The following is a 23647-nucleotide window of genomic DNA, read 5'->3' on the forward strand; positions in this document are numbered from 1 at the left end:
AAGGTGGATCCAATGACCTCCCCCTCCCGCCTGCCCGTACTCGCAGGCCTGCCGCTGGCGGTGGGCGCAGGCCTTGCCATTCCCGTCCAGGGCCGGATCAACGGCGCCCTGGGTGCCCGGCTGGACGACGGCATCAGCGCCGCGGTGGTGAGCTTCAGCACAGGACTGCTGGTCATGATCCTCATCTCGCTGCTGCTGCCGCGTGGCCGGGCCGGCCTTGCCCGGATCATTCCCGCCGTCCGCAGCCGGGCGTTCCCGCCCGCCTACGTCCTGGCCGGCGGCATCGGCGCGCTGTTCGTGTTTGCCCAGACCTTCACTGTCGGCATCCTGGGCGTAGCGCTCTTTACGGTGGCCACCGTCACTGGCCAGACGGTCAGCGGCCTGCTGGTGGACCGGCTGGGCCTGGGCCCCGCCGGCAAGAAATCCGTCACCGGCATCCGCATCGTCGGCTGCATCCTCACCATCGCCGCTGTCGCCTGGGCCGTGTCCCCGCGCTTCGCCACATCCGGCTCGGGCGCGGAGTCCGGCGGCGGGGCTGCCGCGCTGCTGCTGCCCCTCCTGCTGCCCGTGGCGGCGGGCTTCCTGATGAGTTTCCAGCAGGCGATGAACGGCACCGCAACCGTGCACTACGGCACCCCGATTGCCGCCACGCTGGTCAACTTCATCGCCGGCTGCCTGGTCCTGTGGACGGTGCTGGCCATCAAGGTGGTGGTGGCAGGCCCCGGAAACCCGCTGCCGGCGGAGTGGTGGTACTACCTGGGCGGCCCCATGGGCTGTGTGTTCATTGGCCTGGGCGCCCTCCTGGTCCGGACCCTCGGCGTCCTGGTCACCGGCCTGGGCATGATCGCCGGGCAGCTGATGGGTTCGCTCGCCCTGGATGTCTTCGTGCCTGCCCCGGGCAGTGTGGTGGCCCTTCCCACCGTCCTGGGCACCATCCTGACCCTGGCGGCCATCATCCTGGCAACACTGCCGTGGCCGCGGGGCGCGCTCCGTGGACGTCGGCCGGTAGGCTAGGAAAAGCAGCTTTCACGCATCCCTTCATCCGCCCGCCAGGGCACCGGACGTGCCCCACATCCGGTGCTGTGCGTGGCCTGAAAACCGCGGACCGCACCCAGCGGCCCTGTAGAAATTGGAGTTACCCCCATGGCAGCAAAATCCGTCCTCGACCAGGTCATTTCCCTCTCCAAGCGGAGGGGCTTCGTGTTCCAGGCCGGTGAGATCTACGGAGGTTCGCGTTCAGCCTGGGACTACGGGCCCCTCGGCGCCGAACTGAAGGAAAACATCAAGCGCCAGTGGTGGCAGTCCATGGTCCGCGGCCGCGAAGATGTGGTGGGCCTGGACTCCTCGGTCATCCTCCCCAAGCAGGTCTGGGAAGCGTCAGGCCACGTTGATGTCTTCTCCGACCCCCTGGTGGAGTGCCTGTCCTGCCACAAGCGGTACCGCGCGGACCACCTCGAAGAAGAGTACGAGGAAAAGAAGGGCCGCCCGGCGGAAAACGGCCTGAAGGACATCGCCTGCGCCAACTGCGGCACCCGCGGCGAATGGACCGAACCGCAGGAATTCTCCGGCCTCCTCAAGACCTACCTGGGCCCGGTGGCCAGTGAGGAAGGGCTGCACTACCTGCGCCCGGAAACCGCGCAGGGCATCTTCGTCAACTTCAACAACGTCCTCACCACCTCGCGGAAGAAGCCGCCGTTCGGCATCGGCCAGATCGGCAAGTCCTTCCGCAACGAGATCACGCCGGGCAACTTCATCTTCCGCACCCGCGAGTTCGAACAGATGGAAATGGAGTTCTTCGTCGAGCCCGGAACTGACGAAGAGTGGCACCAGTACTGGATGAAGGAGCGCATGGCCTGGTACACCGGCCTGGGCATCCGTGAAGAAAACCTGCGGTTCTTCGAGCACCCGCTGGAAAAGCTCAGCCACTACTCCAAGGGCACCACGGACATCGAATACCGCTTCGGGTTCCAGGGCTCCGAATGGGGCGAGCTGGAAGGCGTGGCGAACCGCACGGACTTCGACCTCTCCACCCACGCCAAGGCCTCCGGAACGGACCTGAGCTACTTCAACCAGGCCACAAACGAGCGCTACACCCCGTACGTCATCGAACCCGCCGCCGGCCTGACCCGCTCCTTCATGGCATTCCTGATTGACGCATACACCGAGGACGAGGCACCCAACGCCAAAGGCGGCGTCGACGTCCGCACCGTGCTCAAGCTGGACCCGCGCCTGGCCCCGGTTAAGGCTGCGGTGCTGCCGCTGAGCCGCAACGAGGCCCTGTCCCCGAAGGCCAAGGATCTCGGCGCCCAGCTCCGCAAGAACTGGAACATCGACTTTGACGACGCCGGTGCCATCGGCCGCCGCTACCGCCGCCAGGATGAGATCGGCACCCCGTTCTGCATCACCGTGGACTTCGACACCCTCGAGGACCAGGCCGTGACCATCCGCGAACGCGACACCATGAGCCAGGAACGCGTCTCCCTGGACAAGGTGGAGGGCTACCTGGCCGCACGCCTGATCGGCGCCTAGCCATGGCCATCGGATACCGCGAATGGCGGGACGGTGACGACCTCGCCCTCCTGGAGATCTGGGGCGGCCCGGAAACCGCGCAGGCCCGGCAGTTCCGCAGCGCCCTGGCGCCGTCCTCCAACGGAACCGGCGGCGCGCCGTGGCGGCGCTGCATCGTCGCCGAAGACGTGATCGACGGCGTCGGCATCCCCGTGGCCGCCGGCGTCGTCTATGAAGCGGCGCTGCACCCGGAACGCCTGTGGAGCTACATCGAGGTGTCCCGGGACCACCGGCGCAACGGCATCGGTGCCACGCTCCTGGCCATGCTGCGCCGCGAAGCCGGGAACGCGCCGTCGGGCGTTGCCAGGCTGCGTGCCAAGGTGGAGCCCGGCACCCCCGGCGACGCCTTTGCCGGGGCCGCCGGCCTCGCGCCCATCCAGCGCTCACGCCTGGTGGTTGTGCAGCCGGGCGCGCTGAAACTGCCGGTCTTCCCGGACACGGACCATGGCGGCCGGCCGGTCAGCGGCGAGAACGCCGGCTCCGACGTGGTGATGGACCTGGCCACCGGATCGGTTGAACTGACCGACGTGGTGGGGCGGTACTACACCGCCATCCATGACTGGGATTCGCCCGGAGTGCTGTCCGTCGGCCAGGTGCAGAAACTCTTCCTGGACGAACTCACCGGGGCCCACGGCGCCATCGTCCTCCGGGCGCAGCCCGAATCGGCGTTCGGCCAGGGCGTGGCCCCCAGCAAGAAGGGCCGCATCCGGGCATTCGCCGTCAGCTACGCCGCCCCGGCAACCCCGGATGCGGCGGACGCCGGTGAGGGCCCCGGGGGCCAGGATGCTGCCGCTCCGGGAGCACCCACTGACGTGTTCGTGGGCCATGACCCTGCCCTGGCAGCCGACGATGCCGCCGAGGCCGTCCGGGACATGCTGGCCCTCATTGCGTACCAGCACCCGGTGATGCTGGAACTCGACGATTCGATGGCTGCCTTGCGCGCCGCCGTCGAACCCCTGCTGGAAAGCGGGAAGGCCCGGCTGGCCGCGGCGGAGACCCTGGTGGTCTCCGACTAGGGAAGCCCGGCCCGCAGCCCAACGCAGTAGCGCCAGCTGCCGTTTTGATCCGTCAGAACAGCAGCTGGCGCTACGTGCTTAAGGGAGTGCAGGACTGCCTGGGCCGGCTACTTCTTGCTGGGACCACGACGGCGGCCGCGGGCTTCGTCGTCGCTGTCCAGGATTTTCCGTTCGGCGTCGGTAGGAGCCCCACCGCCCAGGTGCGCAGGCATCCACCATGCCCGGAGCTCTGGCTGCAGCGGAAAGTCGGCGATGCACCGGTCGATCCCGTCCTGGAGTATGTCCCGCAGGGACGCCGTTGCCGCCTCGGCATCCACGTCCGGCGCATAGGCCAACGCGCGGCCCACATGGATCCGCACCGGTGCGCGCCAGGCCCGGCGCGGGGAGAACCCATGGCCGCGGGTCAACAGGCGGTGCGCGCCCCAGACGGACACGGGAATCACCGGCACCCCGGCTTCGGCCGCCATCCGGACCGCACCGGTCCTGCAGCCGCGCACCGTGAAGCTGCGGCTCACGCCCGCTTCCGGAAAAACGGCCAGGTACTCGCCGGCACGCAGTTTAGCAACGGCTTCGTCGTAGGCTCCGGCCCTGTCGGTGTAGCCCACCACCACATGGCCGCTGGCGCTGACCGCCGGGCCCGCGAACCAGTGGTCGGCCGCACCCTGGTGGATCAGGAACCGCAGCTGCGCCCGGGCCTGTTTCCAGAGCAGCAGTTCGGCGACGGCGAAGTCCAGGTATCCGAAGTGCGTCACGGCAAAGACCGCTCCGGTGCCGGGGACCACCGCACGGGACACCCCGTTCCGCGGCCCCGCTGGAGGCAGGTGCCCGGTTCCGGTACTGATGACCCTGATCCGGAAAGCCCACCGGAGTAACAACCCGGTGCGGACGATCAGCCGGTAGAAGCGGTCATTGGGCGCCGGTCGCCAGGGCATGGCTGCCTCCTTCCGAGGGGATAGGACTGATGGCAGGGGAGGCCCCGTCTCCAGTCCCGTTGACGTCGCTGCGGCTCACAGGGTTACGTGCACGGACCCTTCGGGCAGCAGCTGGCCGAAGGCGCGGGCCGGGCGCACGGCGGCGCCGGTGCTTTCGGCAAAAGCCTGGATGACGAATCCGGTGGCCAGGATGTGCCAGATCCTGACCTTGCGAAGCATGAAGTGGCCAACGCCCTTGAGCGAAACGTACTGCATGCTGGCCGCCTCCGCGGAGGCGCGGCGCGCGAACGCCAACGACTGCCGGGGGCTGGTCATGTGGTCAGTAGTGCCGTGCACGATCAGGACCCTGCGGCCGGCAACCCGCTCGGCCGGCGTTTCCGGGCTCAGCCATGGGGCCAGCGCCACTACTGCCTGAACCTGCGGGTGGTCTGCGGCGCAGACGGCGGTCAGGCCGCCCATGGAGTGACCCACCAGAAAGACCGGAACCCCGGGGTGGCTTTCCTCGATCTGCTGCAGCGCCCACTTCGCATCCTGCAGCGGGGACATGTCGTTGCCGTTCCACCCGCGGACGCTGTTGCGGAGGGACCAGACGGCCAGCCCGTGCTTGCGGCCCGCGCGGTGCAGGTGCCGGGCGAAGGGAACCATCCTGGCGGGACTCAGGTGGCGCGCCTCCACGGGTTCCCTGCTGCGGGCCTTGCCGCCATGCAGCACCAAAGCTACCGCCCTCGTTGGTCCGGACGCCTCCAGGACGCTGAGTACAGGCCGGTGCAGGGGAACCACGGGCCGCTGCCCGGTCTGTACCCCGCCGTTATCCTTCATGCCACGGTTGCCCACGCCGGTACCTCCAAGTCCGAATGGTCCATTTATAAACCCTACGGTGCCCCACGTAGAGTTCAACGTATGAGGTTCAACTGCTGATGGGCGCAGGACACTCCCACGCTTCCACAGATCATTCGGAGCCGACGGTCCAGGCGATGGCTGCCCGCAGGAAGGCCAACCGCATCCTCGCCGCCATCCTGATCCCCATCACGCTGCTCACCCTCGCCGGGATGGCCATGCTGTGGCCGTCCGGAAGCAAGGACGGCATCTCGCTGGCCAACCCCTACTCGACGGCACCCGGGGTGACCTTCGATACCGGGACCATCAAGAACGTGGCAACGGAAAACTGCATGCAGGGCGTGGCCACCCAGGAGCAGGGGCAGGGCGGCCGGCCGCAGCAGGGATCGGGCCAGCAGCCCCAGGGGTCCAACTGCACGTTCGCGTTCACCGAACCGGATAAGGGCGGCAGCCCCGTCAAGGTGGTCATCAACCCGGACGTTGCCACGTCGCACGGCGTGAAGCCCGGCGACCGGATCCGCTACCTCAACCTTTCCAATGCCCAGGGCGCGGCTTCCACGCAGGGCTCGCCGGCGTACATCTTCGTGGACTTCGTCCGGACCCTGCCCATCGTCCTGCTGGCCATCCTGTACGCCTTCGTGGTCATCGCCGTGGCCCGCTGGCGGGGCCTCCGCGCCCTCATTGGCCTGGTGGGCGCCTACTTCGTGCTGGCCAGCTTCATGCTGCCCGGGCTGGTGGAGGGCAAGCCGCCGCTGTTGCTGGCCCTGGTGGGATCCACGGTGATCATGATCGGGGTGCTGTATTTCGCCCACGGTTTCTCCGCCCGGACCTCCACCGCATTGCTCGGGACGATGTTCGGGCTGGCGATCACCGCCCTCCTGGCCTGGTGGGCCACCAGCGCCGCCAACCTCGCCGGGGTGGGTAACCATGACGCCACCACCCTGATCAACACGTCAGCGAACATCTCCATTTCGGGGGTGATTTTGTGCGGGCTGATCATCTCCGGGCTCGGCGTCCTCAACGATGTGACCATCACCCAGTCCTCAGCCGTTTGGGAACTCTACGAACTGGCGCCCAACAGCAGTGCACGCAAACTGTTTACGTCGGCCATGCGGATCGGCCGCGACCACATCGCCTCCACCGTCTACACCATCGCGTTTGCCTACGCCGGAGCGGCCCTGCCCATCCTCATCATCGTCATGCTGTACGACCGGCCGCTGGGGGAAACCCTCACCAGCGCCGAACTCTCCGAGGAAGTCATCCGTACCCTCGTCGGATCCATCGGCCTGGTGCTGGCCATCCCGGTGACCACCCTCATCGCCGTGCTGGTGGTCAAGGCCACCGGCATCCGGCAGGAAGCTCCCGCCGTCGTGACCCCTGCGGGCGTCAACGCCGCGACGGGCACGCCGCGGACTTCGCCGTCCGGCTTCCGCCAGCGCGCAACAGGGGAGTGGACTGACGACGGCGGGGAGTTGCCTTCCGGGGACGAAACCTTGCCCACCCGCCGGGGCCGCAGGGCTGACCGCGGCTGACGGCTCCTACTGGTAGTCGGCCAGCCAGAGGTCCGGGCCGAACACCTCGTACTGGATGTCCCTGGCCGGGACACCCAGGGCCACCAGGGCGCTGCGGACCGATTGCATGAAGGCCACCGGGCCGCAAAGGTAGTACTCGGCGTCGGAAGGCAATTCCACGTCGCGGACGTTCATGAAACCCGTGTGCACGTTGGCGTCGGCCGCGCCGCCGTCCCCGTTCAGGAACCATGCGTTGAGGGACGCGTCCGGCAGGGCCGCGATGTCCGCCGTGACCTGGTTCCGCAGCGCAAAGGTCCTGGGGGAGTCGTCCGCATGCAGGAACGCCACCTTCCGCTGCGAACCGGCTTTCACCATGTGGGACAGCATTCCGGCCATGGGGGTGATGCCGATGCCGGCGCTCGCCAGCACCACCGGGCGGTCCGTGTACTCCAGCACCACGTCGCCGAACGGGGCAGACAGGGTCACCTCGTCGCCCACGTTGACGTGGTCGTGCAGGAGGGTGGACATTTCGCCGTCCGGTGTCCCGGCCGCTGTGCCACCGCCGCGGACGCGCTTGACCGCGAACCGCCGGTGCTGGCCGTCGTCGGCCTGGGTGAGGCTGTACTGGCGGGGCTGGAGGACGCCGTCGGGCATCTCCATCCGGATGGTGACGTACTGGCCCGGCAGCGAGGGCTTGACCGCGCGTTCGTCCGTGCGCTCCACGACGAAACTGACCACGTCGTCGGTCTCCTGGATCTTCTCTGCCACCCGCCAGGTGCGCCAGATGGTCTCCGGGCCCAGCCGGACTGCGTCGTACAGCCCGCGTTCCTTGTTGATCAGCATGTTGGCCATCAGCCAGTACACCTCGTCCCAGGCCGCGGCCACGTCGGGCGTGACGGCGTCGCCCAGGACATCCACGATGGCCCACATCAGGTTGTCATGGACCACCTGGTACTGGTCCGGAGCCAGCCCCAGGGAGACGTGCTTGTGCGAGATCCGGGACAGCAAATGGTCCGGCAGGTGCGTGGGATCGTTCACCAGGAACCCGGCGAAAGCGGCCACCGAGCCTGCCAGTGCCTGCTGCTGCCGCCCGTCCGCCTGGTTGCCGCGGTTGAACAGGCCGTCCAGCAGTTCCGGATGCTCCTGGAACATATGGGTGTAAAAGCGTGACGCGATCTCCCGGATGTTTTCCCCGACGACGGGCAGCGTCGCCTTGACCACCGGCAGTGAAGTGTCTGAGAGCATCGTTACTCCTCGTGGTTAGCCAGGCCCGGCCGGACCCGTTCGGGGCCACGTTAACACCGCTGGCAGGCCGGCAACAGGACCGATCGGCACTGGTGCCGGCACCCGATTTGGCCGGATTTGCAACAATGGAACAGTGACTGTTGCAGCAACCCCACCCGTCGCCCGGCTGGAACTCCCGCCCCTGAAGCTGGGTCCCCTCACCGTGGACACGCCGGTTATCCTGGCCCCCATGGCAGGGATCACCAATTCCGCTTTCCGCCGCTTGTGCCGTGAATACGGCGGCGGCATGTACGTGGCGGAAATGGTCACGTCCCGCGCGCTGGTGGAGCGGACCCCCGAGTCCCTCCGGATCATTTCGCACGACGACGACGAAAAAGTCCGGTCCGTCCAGCTCTACGGGGTGGATCCCGGCACAGTGGGCGCGGCCGTCCGGATGCTGGTGGAAGAAAACCGCGCGGACCACATCGACCTGAACTTCGGCTGCCCCGTCCCGAAGGTCACCCGCCGCGGAGGCGGTTCCGCCCTGCCGTGGAAGATTGACCTTTTCACCGCCATCGTGCAGACCGCCGTGCGGGAAGCGTCCAAAGGCAATGTCCCGCTGACCATCAAGATGCGCAAGGGCATCGACGATGACCACCTCACGTACCTCGACGCCGGCCGGATCGCCCGCGATTCCGGTGTTGCCGCCGTCGCGCTCCACGGCCGCACCGCGGCGCAGTTCTACTCCGGCCAGGCGGACTGGTCGGCCATCGCCCGCCTCCGCGAGGCCCTGCCGGACATCCCGGTGCTGGGCAACGGTGACATCTGGTCCGCCGAAGACGCCGTGCGCATGGTCCGCGAAACCGGCGTGGACGGCGTGGTGGTGGGCCGCGGCTGCCAGGGCCGGCCGTGGCTCTTCGGAGACCTGCAGGCAGCGTTCGAAGGCAGCGACGTCCGCCACCGCCCCAACCTGCGCCAGGTGGCCGAGGGCGTCTACCGGCACGCCGAACTGATGGTGGAAACCTTCGGTGACGAGGGCAAGGCGCTGCGCGAGATCCGCAAGCACATCGCCTGGTACTTCAAGGGCTACGTGGTGGGCGGCGAACTCCGCACCCGGCTGGCGCTGGTGACCAGCCTCGAAATTCTCCGCGACACCCTTGCCGAGCTGGACCTGGACTCGCCCTACCCCGGCGGCGACGCAGAAGGCCCGCGCGGACGGGCCGGGTCACCCAAACGGCCCGCCCTGCCCAAGGACTGGCTGGATTCCCGGGCGCTGAACGATGCACAGTCGCGGGACATCGCCGCGGCAGAACTGGACGTTTCCGGTGGCTGAGGTTCCCGTAGCTGAAACTCCCGCCGGCCCCGCCCTGGCCGGAGCGTTCTCCGGCTATGGCTCCCGGGACTCCGCCCGCTGGGTGGAGGAGCCGCCCAAGAGCACCTACCGCTCGGACTTCGAACGCGACCGGGCCCGCGTGCTGCATTCATCGGCCCTGCGCCGGCTGGGGGCGAAGACCCAGGTGGTGGCGCCGGATACGGACGACTTCGTCCGGACCCGCCTCACCCACAGCCTCGAGGTGGCCCAGGTGGGCCGCGAACTGGGCCGCGCGCTGGGCTGCGACCCGGACGTGGTGGACACCGCGTGCCTGAGCCACGATCTCGGGCACCCGCCGTTCGGCCACAACGGGGAGTCCGCCCTGAACGAGGTGGCGCACGCCATTGGCGGGTTCGAAGGCAACGCCCAGACCCTGCGGCTGCTGACCCGGCTTGAACCCAAGGTGCTCACCGCCGGCGGCCATCCTGCCGGGCTGAACCTCACCCGCGCGAGCCTGGACGCGGCATCGAAATATCCCTGGTCCGCGCTCGACGCGCCGGTGATCCACGGCCGCCGCACCAGCAAATTCGGTGCCTACGAGGATGACCTCCCCATCTTCAACTGGATCCGGGAGGGTGCGCCCGAGCGGCGTTCCTGCCTGGAGGCCCAGGTGATGGACCTGGCCGACGACATCTCCTACTCCGTCCACGACGTGGAGGACGCCATTGTTGCCGGGCACTTCCAGCTGCGGTGGATGGATAACCCGGACCACCGCGCCCGCGTGGTGGGCTATGCCAAGCAGTGGTACCTGCCGCACAACGACCCCGCCGCCATCGACGCCGCACTGGCCCGGCTGGAGGCCACCGACGTCTGGGTGCGGGAAGCGGACGGCAGCCGCAAGTCCATGGCTGCCCTGAAGAACATGACCAGCCAGCTCATCGGCCGGTTCTGCCAGAGCGCCCTCGAAACGACGCGCTCGGTCTACGGGCCGGGCCGGCTCACCCGCTACAGCGCCGAGCTCATGGTTCCGGACGAGACGGTCATGGAGATCGCCGTCATGAAGGGCATGGCCACCACGTTTGTCATGACCACCGAGCACCGGCAACCCATCTATGAACGCCAGCGCGAGGTCCTGCATGCCCTGGTCACGGCCCTGAGCGCCACCGGCGACCGGAACCTGGAGCCGATGTTCGCCGCAGACTGGCGCGATGCCGGGGATGACGGTGCCCGTCTGCGCGTGGTGATCGACCAGGTGGCGTCGCTGACCGACGGGTCCGCCCTGGCCATGTACGAGCGCCTCGTGGGGAGCCTGCCCTCGCTGTGGTGAGCGGAATGATACGAGGGGCCGGGCTGTCAGCGCACGGGACTAGGATTACTCTGTGGCTGGCCTGATCAAACGTGAAGATATCGACGAAGTACGCCAGCGCACGGACATCAAGGAAGTGGTGGACGGCTACGTCACCCTCAAGGGTGCCGGGCTGGGGACGTGGAAAGGCCTGTGCCCTTTCCACGACGAGCGCTCGCCGTCGTTCACGGTCCGCCCGCAGGTAGGCAGGTACCACTGCTTCGGCTGCGGCGAGGACGGCGACGTCATCGCCTTCGTGCAGAAGCAGGACCACAGTTCCTTCCACGAGGCAGTGGAAAAACTTGCCGCCCGCATCGGCTACGAGCTGCGCTATGAGGACGGCGGCACCGGACCCAACCGCGAGGAAGTTGGAAGGCGCCAGCGGCTGCTGGACGCGCACAAGATTGCCGATGAATTCTTCCGGGCCCAGCTGCTGACCCCCGGCGCCGCCGAGGCACGGAACTTCCTCTTCGGCCGTGGATTTGACCGCGCTGCCGCCGAGCACTTTGGCTGCGGTTACGCACCGCAGGGCTGGGACGCGCTGCTCAAGCACCTCAGGGGCCGGGGATTCACCGATGCCGAGCTGAAACTGACGGGGATGTTCTCGGAAGGCAACCGGGGCATTTACGACCGCTTCCGGGGACGCCTCATCTGGCCCATCAAGGACATCGCCGGTGACACCATAGGTTTCGGCGCGCGCAAGCTCTACGAGGACGACCAAGGGCCCAAGTACCTCAACACCCCCGAGACCACGCTGTACAAGAAGTCCCAGGTCCTCTACGGCATCGACCTCGCCAAGAAAAGCATCGCCAAGGAGCGCCAGCTGGTGGTGGTGGAGGGCTACACCGACGTGATGGCCTGCCACCTTGCAGGAATTACGACGGCGGTAGCCACCTGCGGCACGGCGTTCGGCACCGAGCACATCAAGATCGCCCGGCGCCTGCTCTCCGACGACGGCACCGGGGGAGAGGTGGTCTTCTGCTTCGACGGCGACGCCGCCGGCCAGAAGGCGGCCCTGCGTGCCTTCGAGGAGGACCAGCGGTTCACGGCGCAGACCTACGTCGCTGTGGAACCCACCGGCGCCGATCCGTGCGACCTTCGCCAGACCCGTGGGGACGCAGCCGTCCAGGCCCTGATCAGCAGCCGCCGGCCGCTCTTTGAATTCGCCATCCGGGCGTCGCTGAAGCGCCACAACCTGGACACCGTGGAAGGCCGCGTCGCAGCGCTGCGGGAAGCCGCTCCGGTGGTGGGGCAGATCCGCGACGCCGGCATCAGGCCCGCCTACGCCCGCGAGCTGGCGGGATGGCTGGGCATGTCCGTCGAAGAGGCCAACAGGGCCGTGGCCGTCGCCATGAAACGCGCGTCTGGGGGCCCACAGGGGGGTGCAGGGACCGCCTCGGCACAACAGGTCGGCCACGCTGCCGGAAGGCCCGCAGAAGCCGGCGGGCCCGGCGTTGCTGCCGGACCGGCGTCGGGCGCCGTCCCGTCCTATCACCGCCCCGACCCGCGGGACCCTGTGGCCTCCATGGAGCGCCAGGCGCTGGAGGTGGCGCTGCAGGAGCCGGCGCTGCTCTCCGGGGCAGTCTGGGACCGCTTCGCCGCCGCCAGGTTTGCCACCCCGGCCTTCCAGGCCGTGCATGACGCCATGCGCGCCACCGGCCCCGGCATGGTGACCGACCCTGCGCGCTGGGTTGAGCACGTGATGCATGAGGTCCCGGAGCCTCTGCGGCCGCTGGTGTCCGAGCTGGCGGTGATGCCTTTGCCGGCGAGCACTGAGGAAGGTGTGCAGAAGTACTGCCGCGACATCCTGTCGCGCCTGTTCGAGCTGCAGATCACCCGGGTCAAGGCGGACAAGATGGGCCAGCTCCAGCGGCTCGATCCCGCTGCAGACCCTGAGGCGTTCCAGCGGCTCAACCGCGAGCTGATGATGCTCGAGATGGAGCGCAGGTCACTGCGCTCCGATGCCTGACCTGGTGGCTGGCGCGATGCCTGTCCCCATGGCGGTACCCTGCGCCGATTTCGCTTCCAGCCACGGTGTTTGCTAGGCTAATACCCGCTTCATTCCTCCTTAGCTCAATTGGCAGAGCATTCGACTGTTAATCGAAGGGTTGCTGGTTCAAGTCCAGCAGGAGGAGCTGCCAATCCCCGTTCCGGTCTTCCGGAACGGGGATTTTTTTGGCTCTTTTTCCCCTCCGGAACAGGCCGGAGGGCGCGGGATTCCGCCGATTTCACTTTTGCCGGAATCCTTTGCTAAGGTCGTACCTGCTTCATTCCTCCTTAGCTCAATTGGCAGAGCATTCGACTGTTAATCGAAGGGTTGCTGGTTCAAGTCCAGCAGGAGGAGCTTGCACGGAAAAGCCCCCGTCCTCCACTTGAGGACGGGGGCTTTTTGCCTCCTCACACAAAGTCCATTTCAACCTGCAGGAACCTCTCCGCCTCCGCTATCGCGGCCAGGAACGCTTCCTGTTCAGTGGGGGACCTGCGGGGCTGCCGGGGGCTCCATTCATGCGGGGCAGAGTGGATCCGGACGAAGCCCGCATCCGGCGGTGCGTAGAAAATGCCGAACCGCTGCACGGGCCACTCCGGAGAGGTTTCCGGCGCCACCAGCAGCGCGGCTTTGAACGCTGGGTTGAACCATTGGGCGATGGGCCTGCGGCGGTCCTCGGTGAAGAGCCCGGCGGCGTACAGGGCGGCCGACTGCTCACCCATCTGCGCGCACGCCCGGTCCCACCACAGGGGCAGGATCCGGGCATCGCATCGCTGCCATGTGGCCGGTAGCTGGGGTCGATCCTGCCAACTGGGCACGGACACATTTTATCGCGCAGCCAATTGCCCCGGTACAGCCACGCGGCTGCTGCCTCCGGCAATTGCTGCAGGCGCCGTCCCAACCGGGATTCAGCGCCGGTTCCGGCTGCCCGGGTTGACCCGGTAGAGCAGCGCCGCGCCTGCCAGTGAGCCGAGAATGATTCCCATCGCCGGGTTGCCGGCGGCGCGTCCCGCAAAGTAGCCCGCGACGGCGCCCAGCACCGCCCCGAGGAAGAGTCCCCGTCCATTCCGGTGCGGCCGGTGTTTCATGTCCTCATCATGTCAGGTGATGGCCGGGACCGTGCGGGGACGGACCACCAGCCACAGGGCTGCCATGGCCAGCAGGATGCAGACGGCCTGGACCCCTCCCATGCTGGCGCTGCTGATGCCCAGCCACCCGACCACGGGGGAGATGAGCCCGGCCATCATGAAGGTGGCGGCACCCAGCAGGGAAGCGGCGGTGCCCGCCTGCGAGGCATGGTTCGCCAACGCCAGGACCTGCACGCAGGGGAACATGAACCCGGTCCCCAGGATGTAGAACCACAGCGGCACCATCACGCCCCACAGGCCGAAGCCCAGGAGGTCGAACACCACGATCAGGAGGGCCATCAGGAACATCCAGGCCGTGGCTGCGGCGAGAATCCACTGCGGCGGGACGCGCCTGATCAGACGTGAACTGGTCTGTACGCCGGCCACGATGCCCAGCGAGTTGATGCCGAAGAGCAGCCCGTACTCCTGGGCTGAGAAGCCGAACATGCCCTGGAACAGGAACGGCGAGGCCGAGAGGTAGGTGAAGAGTCCGCCGAAGTTCAGGCCGGCCACCATCAGCAGGCCCACGAAGATCCGGTCGCTGAACAGGACCCGGTAGCGCTGCCGGGCCGTCATGCCGCTTTGCCCCCTCTTCTCAGGCGGCAGCGTTTCCCGGACCAGGACCAGCGCTGCCACGATCACCAGGGTGCCGTAGGAGGCCAGGAACACGAAGATTCCGGGCCAGGGCATCACCAGCAGCAGTTGCGATCCGATCACCGGCGCCAGGATGGGCGCCAGGCCGTTGACCAGGGCCATCCTGGAAAACATTTTCACCATGGCATAGCCGGAAAACAGGTCGCGGACCATGGCCATCGCCACCACGCCGCCGCCCGCAGCGCCCACACCCATGAGCACGCGGAAGATCCCCAGGGTGGTGATGTCCGTGGACAGCGCCGCGCCGATCGACGCGGCGATGTGCAGCGCTGTGGCCATAATCAGCGGGTTCCTGCGGCCAAACTTGTCACTGAACGGACCCACCACCAGCTGGCCGAACGCGAAGCCCAAGGTGGTTCCTGCCAGGGTGAGCTGCACCTGCGCCTCGGTAACCCCGAGGCTGGCCTCCAAGGCGGGGAAAGCCGGCAGGTACAGGTCGATCGTGAAGGGCCCCAGGGCGGTCAGGGCGCCGAGGAGGAAGATGTACAAAAGTCTGCGGCGGTGGCTGAGCAGGTCGCCCGGATTGGAAGCAGTGGTCACGGATGTCCATCCTAGGCCCGGCACCCCATGATTTGCAGCGTTGTAATCAGGGCCGCCCGGCAAGCCCCGAAGTTCGCCCTGAACCTGAATGGTAGTTTTGTGGCGGGGACTGTGCCTGTGCACATTTCCCGGGACAAACGATGCCGGATCGAGCACACAAACCAGTTAGGCGGAACCGATGAGCGGACGTCACAGCGGGCAGACCAGACCCGGATTGCGCATCACCGCGCTGCCCGGAACGGTCAAGCTCCTTGCCAGATTGGCGCCCCGCCAGATCAACGACGAGATCGCGTTCGCCAAGATCGAACTCAAGCGCAAAGGCATGCAGGTGGGCGTCGCTGCCGCCTTCTTCGCCGTTGCCCTGGTCTTCTTGGCCCTCCTGGTGGTCGGACTGATCGTTGCAGCCATCATGGGCCTGGCCACTATCATGCCCGCCTGGCTGGCGGCCCTGCTGGTCTCCGCCGCGTTCCTGCTGATCGCCCTGGTAGGCGGCCTCATCGGCCTGGCCAGGTTCAAGAAGGCCATGCCCCTGCTGCCGGAAGAAACCATCCGGGGCATCAAGCACGATATCGGCGTGGCCAAGGAAGGTTCGGCCTTCAACCCTGCCGTGCTGGACCCGGCAAGCCCTGAGGCCAAGGCCGCGAAGGCAGCCAAGGAAGAGGCCGCTGCCAAGGCGAAGGCCGAGAAGGCTGCCAAGGCCGCCGAGCACGACAAGGAATTCCCGCACGCGTCGGAGCCGGAACTGTCCCGGCGCCTGAGCCAGCGCCGCCAGCACCTCACCGAAGTCCGCGACAACCTGGGAACGGAACTGGACGTCAAGACCCAGGGCAGGTACCTGCTCGCGGTTGCCCAGGACAAGGCCCGGCAGGGCCAGGCATTGGCCGGGCGCGGGAAGGACGCAGCAGCATACAAGCTCGCTGGCCTGTCCGAATCCTCCGGCGGGCTGCAGGACCGGTGGAAGCCGCTGGCCGCACTGGCTGCCGCGGGTACTGTCCTGGTGGTCCTGCTGCGGAAGCTGATCCGCACCTACTAGGACCAAACCCGCCGGGCAGGCGCCCGGCAAGCAGCTCCATGAACATTTCGGGCCACGAGGTGGCGGGCGGCTCAGCAACCGCCGGCAGGCCACTGCCCGGCAGGGACCACGCCGCAGGGCGGCAACAGGAAGGGGGACAGGTGAAGTTCATTGGTGCCGGTTCCCGTCCGGACCGCCCCCAGGTTGACCATGACATCGTGTTCACCATCCCCAACCTCCTCACCGTGGTGCGGTTCATGGGGGTTCCGCTCTTCATCTGGCTTGTGCTGGCGCAAAAGGAATACGGCGCCGGTGTGGTGGTCCTGGCGGTCATGGCATGCACCGACTGGGTGGACGGCTACGTTGCCCGCCGGTTCGACCAGGCTTCCCGGCTGGGCCGGGTCCTGGACCCCATCGCGGACCGGCTGGCGCTCCTGGCCGTAGCCGTCACCCTGGTGATTGCCGGCGTCGTGCATTGGCTCTACCTGGCGGCGCTGGTCATTCCGGACGCCGTGCTGCTGGCGCTGACGCTCTCACTCTTCCGCGGCCACCCTGACCTCCCCGTCAGCGCGGTGGGCAAGGTGCGCACCGGGCTGCTGCTCCTCGGCACCCCCATGCTGGTGCTTTCCAGGCTGGACACCGGCTTCTCCCACGCCCTCTTCATCGCGGCCTGGATCGTGCTGGGCCTGGGTCTGGTGGGCCACTGGATTGCCGCCTACAACTATGTCTGGGCCATGCTGCGCAAGGGCAGGGCCCAGACAACGCCCGACGGCGGGATCTCCTGATGATATGGATGGCCGTCCTCCTCGCCGTGCTGGGAGCGTTCTGCCTCGCCCTGGGAGCCCAGCGCCAGGGCAGTGCCGTGAAGGCCGATACCGGGGGACTAGCCCTGAGTTCGAACGGATTCCTGCGCCTGCTGCGGAATCCCCGCTGGGTGTTCGGCCTGCTGCTCCTGTGCGCCGGGATGGCCATGAATGCGGTGGCGCTCGTGTCGGCGCCGCTGACCGTGATCCAGCCGATCGGCGCCATCGCCCTGGTGATCACCACCATCGTGAATGCGCGGGACCAGGACCTCACCATCAACCGCGCCACGGTGGTGGCCATTACTGCCTGCGTAACGGGGTCCGCACTTTTCGTCCTCCTTGCGGTCAACGTCACCCAGGAGAACCACCACGTCAGCCCCGAGGACGAGCTGACCATCGTGCTGCTTCTCGCCCTTGCGGTGGGCCTCTTCGGGACCCTGGCGGTGATGTTCCGGCACCGGATGAACGCCTTCATCTACATCCTTGGCGCCGGTGTCCTGTTCGGCTTCGTCGCGGTCCTGACCCGGATCATCGGCAAGCACCTGCTGGACCCCAACGGACTGTTCCTGCTGAACGTGCAGTGGTACTCCGTGGTGGCGATCATCGCCGCCGGTGGCCTGGGGTCCTGGTTCGTGCAGAGCGCGTACTCGTCGGGTCCGCCGGACCTGGTGATCGCCGGCCTGACAGTCATTGATCCCATGGTGGGAATCGCCATCGGCATCATCATCCTGGGTGAACTGCGCCCCGACGTCCACGCCGTCATGGCCATTGCCATGGGAACCGCCGCGCTCCTTGCTATCGTTGGGGTTATCGCCCTTTCGCGGCACCACCCCGAGGTCACCAAGCGCAAGAAGGACGCACGGAAGTCCCCGGGCCGGCCGTCCCACTAGCCCCATCCGCCCACCAGCCATCCAGCCCACGAGGCCCAGCCGCGCCGACGCCGGCGGCCAACCGTGCAGCCAGTCAACACTGTCCGCACCGTGACCATCAGGAGCCCTCCACGTGACCACGCCAGCCGACCAGCCACTGACCATCCTGATCGCCGCGGACACCTACCCGCCCCACGTGAATGGCGCCGCCCAGTTCGGCTACCGCCTCGCCAAGGGCATGACCGGCAGGGGCCACAACGTCCATGTCCTGGCCTGCCGCGACGGCAAGGGCAAAAGCTACTCCGAGTTCCGCGATGAAGCGACCGTTCACCGGCTCCGCTCGCACAGCGTGCCCACGCACGAGACGTTCCGCATCTGCCTCCCCTGGGAGATCAAGAAGGAAATCAGCCTGCTGTTCGACCAGGTCAAGCCTGATGTGGTGCACATCCAGAGCCACTACATGATTGGCGAGCACGTCCTCTACGAGGCTGTGAAGCGCGGCATCCGGATCGTCGCCACCAACCATTTCATGCCGGAAAACCTCAATCCCTTCCTGCCGTTCCCGCAGTGGTTCAAGGACATCGTGGGACGGATCTCCTGGAAGGACATGGGCAAGGTCATGGGCCAGGCGGACGTGGTCACCACGCCTACTCCGTTGGCAGCCAAGGCAATGCATGAGCACGCGTTCCTTCGCAAGGTGCTCCCGCTCTCCAACGGCATTGACTCCGCCGCCTACGAGCTGCAGCCCGGGGAAACCATTGAACCGCACGCCCACCCCACGGTGCTGTTCGCGGGCCGCCTGGCCGAGGAGAAGCACGTGGACGTGCTGATCAAGGCCATCGGCAAGACCCCGCCGGAACTGAACGTGCACCTGGAAATTGTCGGCGGTGGCGAGGTGCGGCCGGCGCTCGAAGAGCTGGTGCAGCGCCTCGGCCTGGGGGACCGTGTGAAGTTCCTGGGCCTGGCCAGCGACGCGGACCTGCGGAAGGCCTACATCCAGGCCAACCTCTTCTGCATGCCGGGAACGGCCGAGCTGCAGTCGCTGGTGACGCTCGAGGCCATGTCCGCATCCACCCCGGTGGTCCTGGCAGACGCCATGGCATTGCCGCACCTTGTCCGGGACGGGCAGAACGGCTACCTGTTCACCCCCAACGACAGCGACGACCTCGCTAAGAAGATCACCCAGATCCTGGAGCTTCCCAGTGACCAGCAGGCCGCGATGGGCCAGGCCAGCCGCCAGATGGTGGAACCGCACAGCATCCAGGGCACCCTGCAGACCTTTGAGGACCTGTACCGCGGCGCGCGGTACGAGGACATGGTGGTCTGACAGCACTCCGGCATTTGCTAGAGTGTTCCTGCCCTGCCGCCGCGCCCCGCGCGGAAGGCTTGGGGCATTTCGGGGCTATAGCTCAGCTGGTTAGAGCGCGGGACTCATAATCCTAAGGTCCTCGGTTCAAGTCCGAGTAGCCCTACTGCGCCGCGTGCAGCGGCGGCCAGAAATGCGCAACCGCGGCCGACGATCAACGTCCGGCCGCGGTTTTTGCGTTAACCCGGATTCGTGCGCCGGCCGGCACGTGGGTGCCCGCACTGCCGGGCGTCCCCATGGACCCTGTTCCCTTTCCTAACCGCAGGATCTGCGGTATGTTACTGACCAGTAACATACTGAGCCCGTCATTGGGCTAAGCACGCTGATCCCCGGAAGGCAACCATGTCCACTCCTGCTGCAGACCTCCATGACCTTCCCTACGCGGACGGCGACTTCTACGCTTTCGAACAGCTCCTCTCCGCCAAGGAGCGGGACCGCCTCGCCGAGGTCCGCGACTTCCTGGCCCGCGAGGTCCGCCCCATCGCCACGGACTGCTGGAACAGGGGGGAGTTCCCCATGGACCTCATCCCCAAGCTCGCCGAAGTGGACCTCGTCAGCCCTGTCCGGCGCCAGGGCCACTCCAACCTTTTCGCCGGGCTGGTCCATGCCGAACTGACCCGCGCCGACGCCTCCATCGCCACCTTCCTGGGGGTCCACGACGGTCTCTTCACGGGGTCCATCGAAGCGCTGGCATCCCGGGAACAGCAGGAGGAGTGGCTGCCGGACATCTACGCGCTGAAGAAGATCGGCGCGTTCGGCCTCACCGAACCGCTGGGGGGCAGCGATGTGGCAGGCGGGACCCGCACCACCGCCCGCCGGGACGGCGACACCTGGATCCTGAACGGCGCCAAGCGCTGGATCGGCAACGCCACCTTCTCCGACTGGGTGGTCATCTACGCCCGCGACGTCGCTGACAACCAGGTCAAGGGCTTCCTCGTGGACACCACCCTGCCCGGTTTCAGTGCCACCAGGATCGAAAACAAGATCTCCCTCCGGACTGTGCAGAACGCCGACATTGTCCTCGAGGACGTCGTGGTGCCGGACTTCTTCAAGCTCGCCAACGCGAACAGCTTCCGGGATGTCAACAAGGTCCTGAAGGTAACGCGGCTGGCTGTCGCGTGGCAGGCTGTGGGCCAGCAGCTGGCGGCCTTCGACGTTGCCAGAAGCTACGCCGTGGAGCGCAAGCAGTTCGGCCGTCCGCTCGCATCCTTCCAGCTCATCCAGAACCAGCTGGTGCAGATCCTGGGCAACGCCGTCAGCTCGATGGGGATGATGGTGCGGCTCGCCCAGCTCGAAGATGACGGCCTGGCCAAGGATGAGCAGTCTGCCCTGGCCAAGGCCTTCACCACCGAACGGATGCGCGAGAGCGTGGCCCTGGGGCGGAGCATCCTTGGGGGCAACGGCATCGTCACTGACTATGGCATGGCGAAGATCTTCGCCGACGCGGAGGCGATCTACTCCTACGAAGGCACAGCCGAGATCAACACCCTGGTCACCGGGCGCGCCATCACCGGTATCTCGGCCATCGTCTAGGGCGTTCCGTGCAGCGGCAGCAGGACTGAAGGCCTCAGGTCCAGGACAAACTGCAGGGGATTGACGTACTCCTCGCCTTGCCGGACGCCCCAGTGGATACAGCCGGCGGCGGGGCAGTGGCCGGGGAGGGCGGTGCCGATGACCTGCCCCTGCGTCACCGCGGCGCCGACCGCCAGGGGGCTGTCCACGGGCTCGAAGCTGCTCCGCAGGCCGGCACCGTGATCTATGGTGATCACCGGCCGGTCCACCACCACGCCCACGAAGCTGACAGTTCCGGCCGCCGGCGACACCACTTCCGCCGCCGGACCTGCCGTCTCCAGGTCCACTCCCCGGTGGCCGCTGAGCCACGGTTTGGGCGGCGGATCAAAGCTGCGCAGTACCCGCGGGCGGGGTGACAGCGGCCAGTCCCACGACGGGCGGGCAACGGAGGCGCCCACGTCTTCCGCCGCCGTCGGAAGCGCCTGGAGCGTTGCCGCCGCGGGGACCGGCCCCCGCGGACTGAGGGACAGCGGCTCGGGAATGTATGAGACCGACGCAGGAAGCAGCAGCAGTGCGGCAAGCAGGACCGGTGGTTTCATGTGCCCAGCATGCGCCCGTCAAAACCGCGCGGTCACGGGCCTCCCGCGCCTATGTGGAAAAGCCCCGAAGGCACCCGCCGCGCGTCCCGTGGGCGGTGGTCCCTGTAGTACTATTGACGGAGCAGTTTGCTGCGCCCTCAACGCGTCCGCCCCGGCAGTCCACCTTTTCGGTGATGCTGCCTGTCCAGGTTGCGTCGGCACAACTCATTCAGGAGTGTGGGGGAGCGGCCGGCTGACTACGCGCATCCAGCCCTCCAACGGCATGGCCCCGGCCACACCAATGGAGGATCGCGCCTCCTGCGGTCCGTCCAACAGTACGGATGGGAAGCGCGATGGATGCCAGGAGCACGGCCCAATCCGGGCCACGCTAATCAACCGTCAACTATTGGCAGGGTAAGAAGCCTCGCGGCTATCTCATGAATGACCTGCCGGAAGGAGCGTCGGCATGCCCGTCGTAACTATGCGCCAGCTGCTTGACAGCGGCGTCCACTTTGGACACCAGACCCGCCGTTGGAACCCGAAGATGAAGCGCTTCATCTTCACCGAGCGCAACGGCATCTACATCATTGACCTTCAGCAGTCGCTGTCCTACATCGACCGCGCCTACGAGTTCGTGAAGGCCACCGTTGCCCACGGCGGCACCGTACTCTTCGTCGGCACCAAGAAGCAGGCCCAGGAAGCAATCGCTGAGCAGGCCACCCGCGTGGGCCAGCCCTACGTGAACCAGCGCTGGCTCGGCGGCATGCTGACCAACTTCCAGACGGTCGCCAAGCGTATCCAGCGTATGAAGGAACTCGAAGAGATCGACTTCGACGACGTTGCTGGTTCCGCTTACACCAAGAAGGAATTGCTGCTCCTCAAGCGCGAGCTCACCAAGCTCGAGTCCAACCTGGGCGGTATCCGCAACCTGACCAAGGCACCTTCCGTGCTCTGGATCGTGGACACCAAGAAGGAACACCTCGCCGTTGACGAGGCCAAGAAGCTGAACATCCCGGTTGTGGCCATCCTGGACACCAACTGCGATCCCGACGAAGTCGATTTCCCGATCCCGGGCAACGACGACGCCATCCGCTCCGTGAACCTCCTGACCCGCGTTGTTGCCGACGCCGTCGCCGAGGGCCTGATCGCCCGCAACAACCGCGGCTCGGGCACCACCGAAGCTCCCGAAGAGCCTCTGGCTGAGTGGGAGCGCGAGCTCCTCGAAGGCAGCAAGGCCGAGGAAGCTGCTGCGGCTGCTCCGGCAGAAAACGCTGAAGCCCCGGCTGCTGCTGACGCTTCCGCCGAGGAAGCCCCGGCTGCTGCCGAGGCTCCCGCCGAAGACGCCAAGTAACACAGCTAAATCCGGATTCTCCGTGCTGTCCGCAGCCGGAGCTGCTGACAGGATGGCCGCCCGCACCGCGGGCAGCCATCCTGTCAGTCCGTACACCACAACAAATTTCTAGACAGAGGGGTTCACATGGCGAACTACACTGCCGCTGACATCAAGGCCCTGCGCGAGCGCACCGGCGCCGGCATGATGGACGTCAAGAAGGCTCTTGACGAAGCCAACGGTGATGCCGAAAAGGCCATCGAAATCATCCGCATCAAGGGCCTCAAGGGCGCCACCAAGCGCGAAGGCCGCTCCACCGCTGAGGGCCTCGTTGCCGCCAAGGTCAGCAACGGCGTCGGCGTCATGATCGAGGTCAACTGCGAGACCGACTTCGTTGCCAAGGCTGACAAGTTCATCCAGCTGGCCGACAAGGTCCTGGCCGTCGCCGTCGAGTCCGGCGCTGCCGACCTCGAAACCCTCCTCGCCACCGATGTCGACGGCAAGCCGCTGTCCGAGGTCGTCATCGAAGAAGGCGCTGTCCTGGGCGAAAAGGTCGTCGTCCGCCGCATTTCCCGCATCGAGGGTGCAACGGTTGATGCCTACCTGCACAAGACCTCGAAGGACCTCCCGGCCCAGGTCGGCGTCCTGTTCGCTGTCGACGGTGAAAGCGAAGCCGCTGCCACCGCCGCGCACGACGTCGCCGTCCACATCGCCGCCATGGCCCCGAACTACCTGACCCGCGAGGACGTTCCGTCCGACCTGGTCGAGTCCGAGCGCCGCATCGCCGAAGAGACCGCAAAGGCCGAGGGCAAGCCCGAAGCCGCCCTCACCAAGATTGTGGAAGGCCGCGTTACGGGCTTCTACAAGGGTGAGGTGCTGGTTGACCAGGCCTTCGCCAAGGACGCCAAGAAGTCCGTGGCCCAGATCCTCGAAGAGGCCGGTGTCAAGGGAACCGCGTTCGCGCGTTTCCGCGTCGGCGCCTAGTCGAACATGTAAGGGGGTGGCCACTTCGGTGGCCGCCCCTTTTGCATGCGCAGGGTTTGTGCCTGCGCTGCGCACCGGCACCGCCGGTTCCGGCCACTGGTTCCGGCAGGATAACCTTTTTTCGAACGTCACCAACCGGA

At 67.0% G+C, this 23647-nt stretch carries 21 protein-coding genes and 3 tRNA genes; 17 read left to right on the forward strand and 7 right to left on the reverse strand.

The features are described from left to right. Positions 1-12: 12 nt before the first annotated feature. The 3 genes from BLT71_RS08280 (at position 13) to BLT71_RS08290 (ending at position 3584) form a co-directional block, all read left to right on the forward strand. Entirely contained in the window at positions 13-1014 is a 1002-nt protein-coding gene (locus tag BLT71_RS08280; RefSeq protein ID WP_091719179.1) for a DMT family transporter, read from the forward strand. A 129-nt stretch (positions 1015-1143) separates the two neighbouring features. Next, a complete protein-coding gene (locus BLT71_RS08285) occupies positions 1144-2529 on the forward strand; it encodes a glycine--tRNA ligase (RefSeq protein WP_091719181.1) in 1386 nt (461 codons plus the stop codon). Between the two features lie 2 nt (positions 2530-2531). Next, positions 2532-3584 carry a GNAT family N-acetyltransferase gene (locus tag BLT71_RS08290; RefSeq protein WP_091719183.1) on the forward strand — a complete coding sequence of 351 codons (1053 nt, stop codon included), beginning with the start codon at positions 2532-2534 and terminating at the stop codon, positions 3582-3584. Positions 3585-3691: 107 nt separating this feature from the next. Here the strand turns inward: BLT71_RS08290 and BLT71_RS08295 are convergent, their stop codons facing one another. Both BLT71_RS08295 and BLT71_RS08300 read right to left on the reverse strand, forming a co-directional pair. Further along, positions 3692-4516: a lysophospholipid acyltransferase family protein gene (locus BLT71_RS08295; RefSeq protein WP_091719185.1), complete on the reverse strand. Its 825-nt coding sequence runs from the start codon at positions 4514-4516 to the stop codon at positions 3692-3694. 75 nt (positions 4517-4591) lie between these two features. Further along, positions 4592-5335 carry an alpha/beta hydrolase gene (locus BLT71_RS08300; protein WP_091723905.1) on the reverse strand — a complete coding sequence of 248 codons (744 nt, stop codon included), beginning with the start codon at positions 5333-5335 and terminating at the stop codon, positions 4592-4594. 155 nt (positions 5336-5490) lie between these two features. On the opposite strand from BLT71_RS08300, the gene BLT71_RS08305 reads away from it, so the two are divergent. Beyond that, positions 5491-6885 carry a YibE/F family protein gene (locus tag BLT71_RS08305; protein ID WP_091719187.1) on the forward strand — a complete coding sequence of 465 codons (1395 nt, stop codon included), beginning with the start codon at positions 5491-5493 and terminating at the stop codon, positions 6883-6885. Between the two features lie 6 nt (positions 6886-6891). On the opposite strand, the gene BLT71_RS08310 is transcribed toward BLT71_RS08305, so the two are convergent. Next, positions 6892-8109 (reverse strand): globin domain-containing protein, encoded by a 1218-nt coding sequence (locus BLT71_RS08310; RefSeq protein ID WP_091719189.1) that lies wholly within the window; start codon positions 8107-8109, stop codon positions 6892-6894. Positions 8110-8242: 133 nt separating this feature from the next. On the opposite strand from BLT71_RS08310, the gene dusB reads away from it, so the two are divergent. The 5 genes from dusB (at position 8243) to BLT71_RS08335 (ending at position 13089) form a co-directional block, all read left to right on the forward strand. Continuing rightward, complete coding sequence (gene dusB / locus BLT71_RS08315; RefSeq protein WP_091719191.1) at positions 8243-9421, forward strand: tRNA dihydrouridine synthase DusB; 1179 nt, start codon at positions 8243-8245, stop codon at positions 9419-9421. Further along, positions 9414-10727 (forward strand): deoxyguanosinetriphosphate triphosphohydrolase, encoded by a 1314-nt coding sequence (locus BLT71_RS08320; protein ID WP_407681238.1) that lies wholly within the window; start codon positions 9414-9416, stop codon positions 10725-10727. The genes dusB and BLT71_RS08320 overlap by 8 nt, the downstream gene beginning before the upstream one ends. Positions 10728-10779: 52 nt before the next feature. After that, positions 10780-12714, forward strand: a complete 1935-nt coding sequence (gene dnaG / locus BLT71_RS08325; protein WP_091719193.1) for a DNA primase — start codon at positions 10780-10782, stop codon at positions 12712-12714. Positions 12715-12807: 93 nt separating this feature from the next. Beyond that, positions 12808-12880 (forward strand) — tRNA-Asn (locus BLT71_RS08330). 136 nt (positions 12881-13016) lie between these two features. Continuing rightward, positions 13017-13089 (forward strand) — tRNA-Asn (locus BLT71_RS08335). 53 nt (positions 13090-13142) lie between these two features. Here BLT71_RS08335 and BLT71_RS08340 read toward each other — a convergent pair. From BLT71_RS08340 to BLT71_RS08350, 3 genes are all read right to left on the reverse strand, one after another. Then, positions 13143-13550: a hypothetical protein gene (locus tag BLT71_RS08340; protein WP_091723908.1), complete on the reverse strand. Its 408-nt coding sequence runs from the start codon at positions 13548-13550 to the stop codon at positions 13143-13145. Between the two features lie 90 nt (positions 13551-13640). Continuing rightward, positions 13641-13820 (reverse strand): hypothetical protein, encoded by a 180-nt coding sequence (locus BLT71_RS08345; protein ID WP_091719195.1) that lies wholly within the window; start codon positions 13818-13820, stop codon positions 13641-13643. A gap of 12 nt (positions 13821-13832) precedes the next feature. Further along, positions 13833-15053, reverse strand: coding sequence for a multidrug effflux MFS transporter (locus BLT71_RS08350; protein ID WP_091719197.1), 1221 nt, complete (start codon positions 15051-15053; stop codon positions 13833-13835). Positions 15054-15231: 178 nt separating this feature from the next. On the opposite strand from BLT71_RS08350, the gene BLT71_RS08355 reads away from it, so the two are divergent. From BLT71_RS08355 to BLT71_RS08380, 6 genes are all read left to right on the forward strand, one after another. Next, positions 15232-16086, forward strand: coding sequence for a phage holin family protein (locus tag BLT71_RS08355; protein ID WP_091719199.1), 855 nt, complete (start codon positions 15232-15234; stop codon positions 16084-16086). 140 nt (positions 16087-16226) lie between these two features. Further along, the gene (locus tag BLT71_RS08360) at positions 16227-16850 is read left to right on the forward strand and encodes a CDP-alcohol phosphatidyltransferase family protein (protein WP_091723909.1); all 624 of its coding nucleotides are present in this window, start codon (positions 16227-16229) and stop codon (positions 16848-16850) included. Then, the gene (locus tag BLT71_RS08365) at positions 16850-17758 is read left to right on the forward strand and encodes a DMT family transporter (RefSeq protein WP_091719201.1); all 909 of its coding nucleotides are present in this window, start codon (positions 16850-16852) and stop codon (positions 17756-17758) included. The genes BLT71_RS08360 and BLT71_RS08365 overlap by 1 nt, the downstream gene beginning before the upstream one ends. A 112-nt stretch (positions 17759-17870) precedes the next feature. Further along, positions 17871-19064, forward strand: coding sequence for a glycosyltransferase (locus tag BLT71_RS08370; RefSeq protein ID WP_091719203.1), 1194 nt, complete (start codon positions 17871-17873; stop codon positions 19062-19064). Positions 19065-19135: 71 nt separating this feature from the next. Continuing rightward, a tRNA-Ile gene (locus BLT71_RS08375) sits at positions 19136-19209 on the forward strand. Positions 19210-19445: 236 nt separating this feature from the next. Continuing rightward, a complete protein-coding gene (locus BLT71_RS08380; RefSeq protein ID WP_091719205.1) occupies positions 19446-20636 on the forward strand; it encodes an acyl-CoA dehydrogenase family protein in 1191 nt (396 codons plus the stop codon). Here the strand turns inward: BLT71_RS08380 and BLT71_RS08385 are convergent. Then, positions 20633-21214 (reverse strand): M23 family metallopeptidase, encoded by a 582-nt coding sequence (locus BLT71_RS08385; RefSeq protein ID WP_091719207.1) that lies wholly within the window; start codon positions 21212-21214, stop codon positions 20633-20635. The genes BLT71_RS08380 and BLT71_RS08385 overlap by 4 nt on opposite strands. Before the next feature lie 445 nt (positions 21215-21659). Here BLT71_RS08385 and rpsB point away from each other — a divergent pair, with 445 nt between their 5' ends. Next, complete coding sequence (rpsB, locus tag BLT71_RS08390) at positions 21660-22544, forward strand: 30S ribosomal protein S2 (RefSeq protein ID WP_091719209.1); 885 nt, start codon at positions 21660-21662, stop codon at positions 22542-22544. Positions 22545-22670: 126 nt separating this feature from the next. After that, a complete protein-coding gene (gene tsf, locus BLT71_RS08395) occupies positions 22671-23507 on the forward strand; it encodes a translation elongation factor Ts (RefSeq protein ID WP_056083491.1) in 837 nt (278 codons plus the stop codon). Positions 23508-23647 lie beyond the last annotated feature (140 nt).

Source organism: Pseudarthrobacter equi (genome assembly GCF_900105535.1).
GTDB classification, from domain to species: Bacteria; Actinomycetota; Actinomycetes; order Actinomycetales; family Micrococcaceae; genus Arthrobacter; species Arthrobacter equi.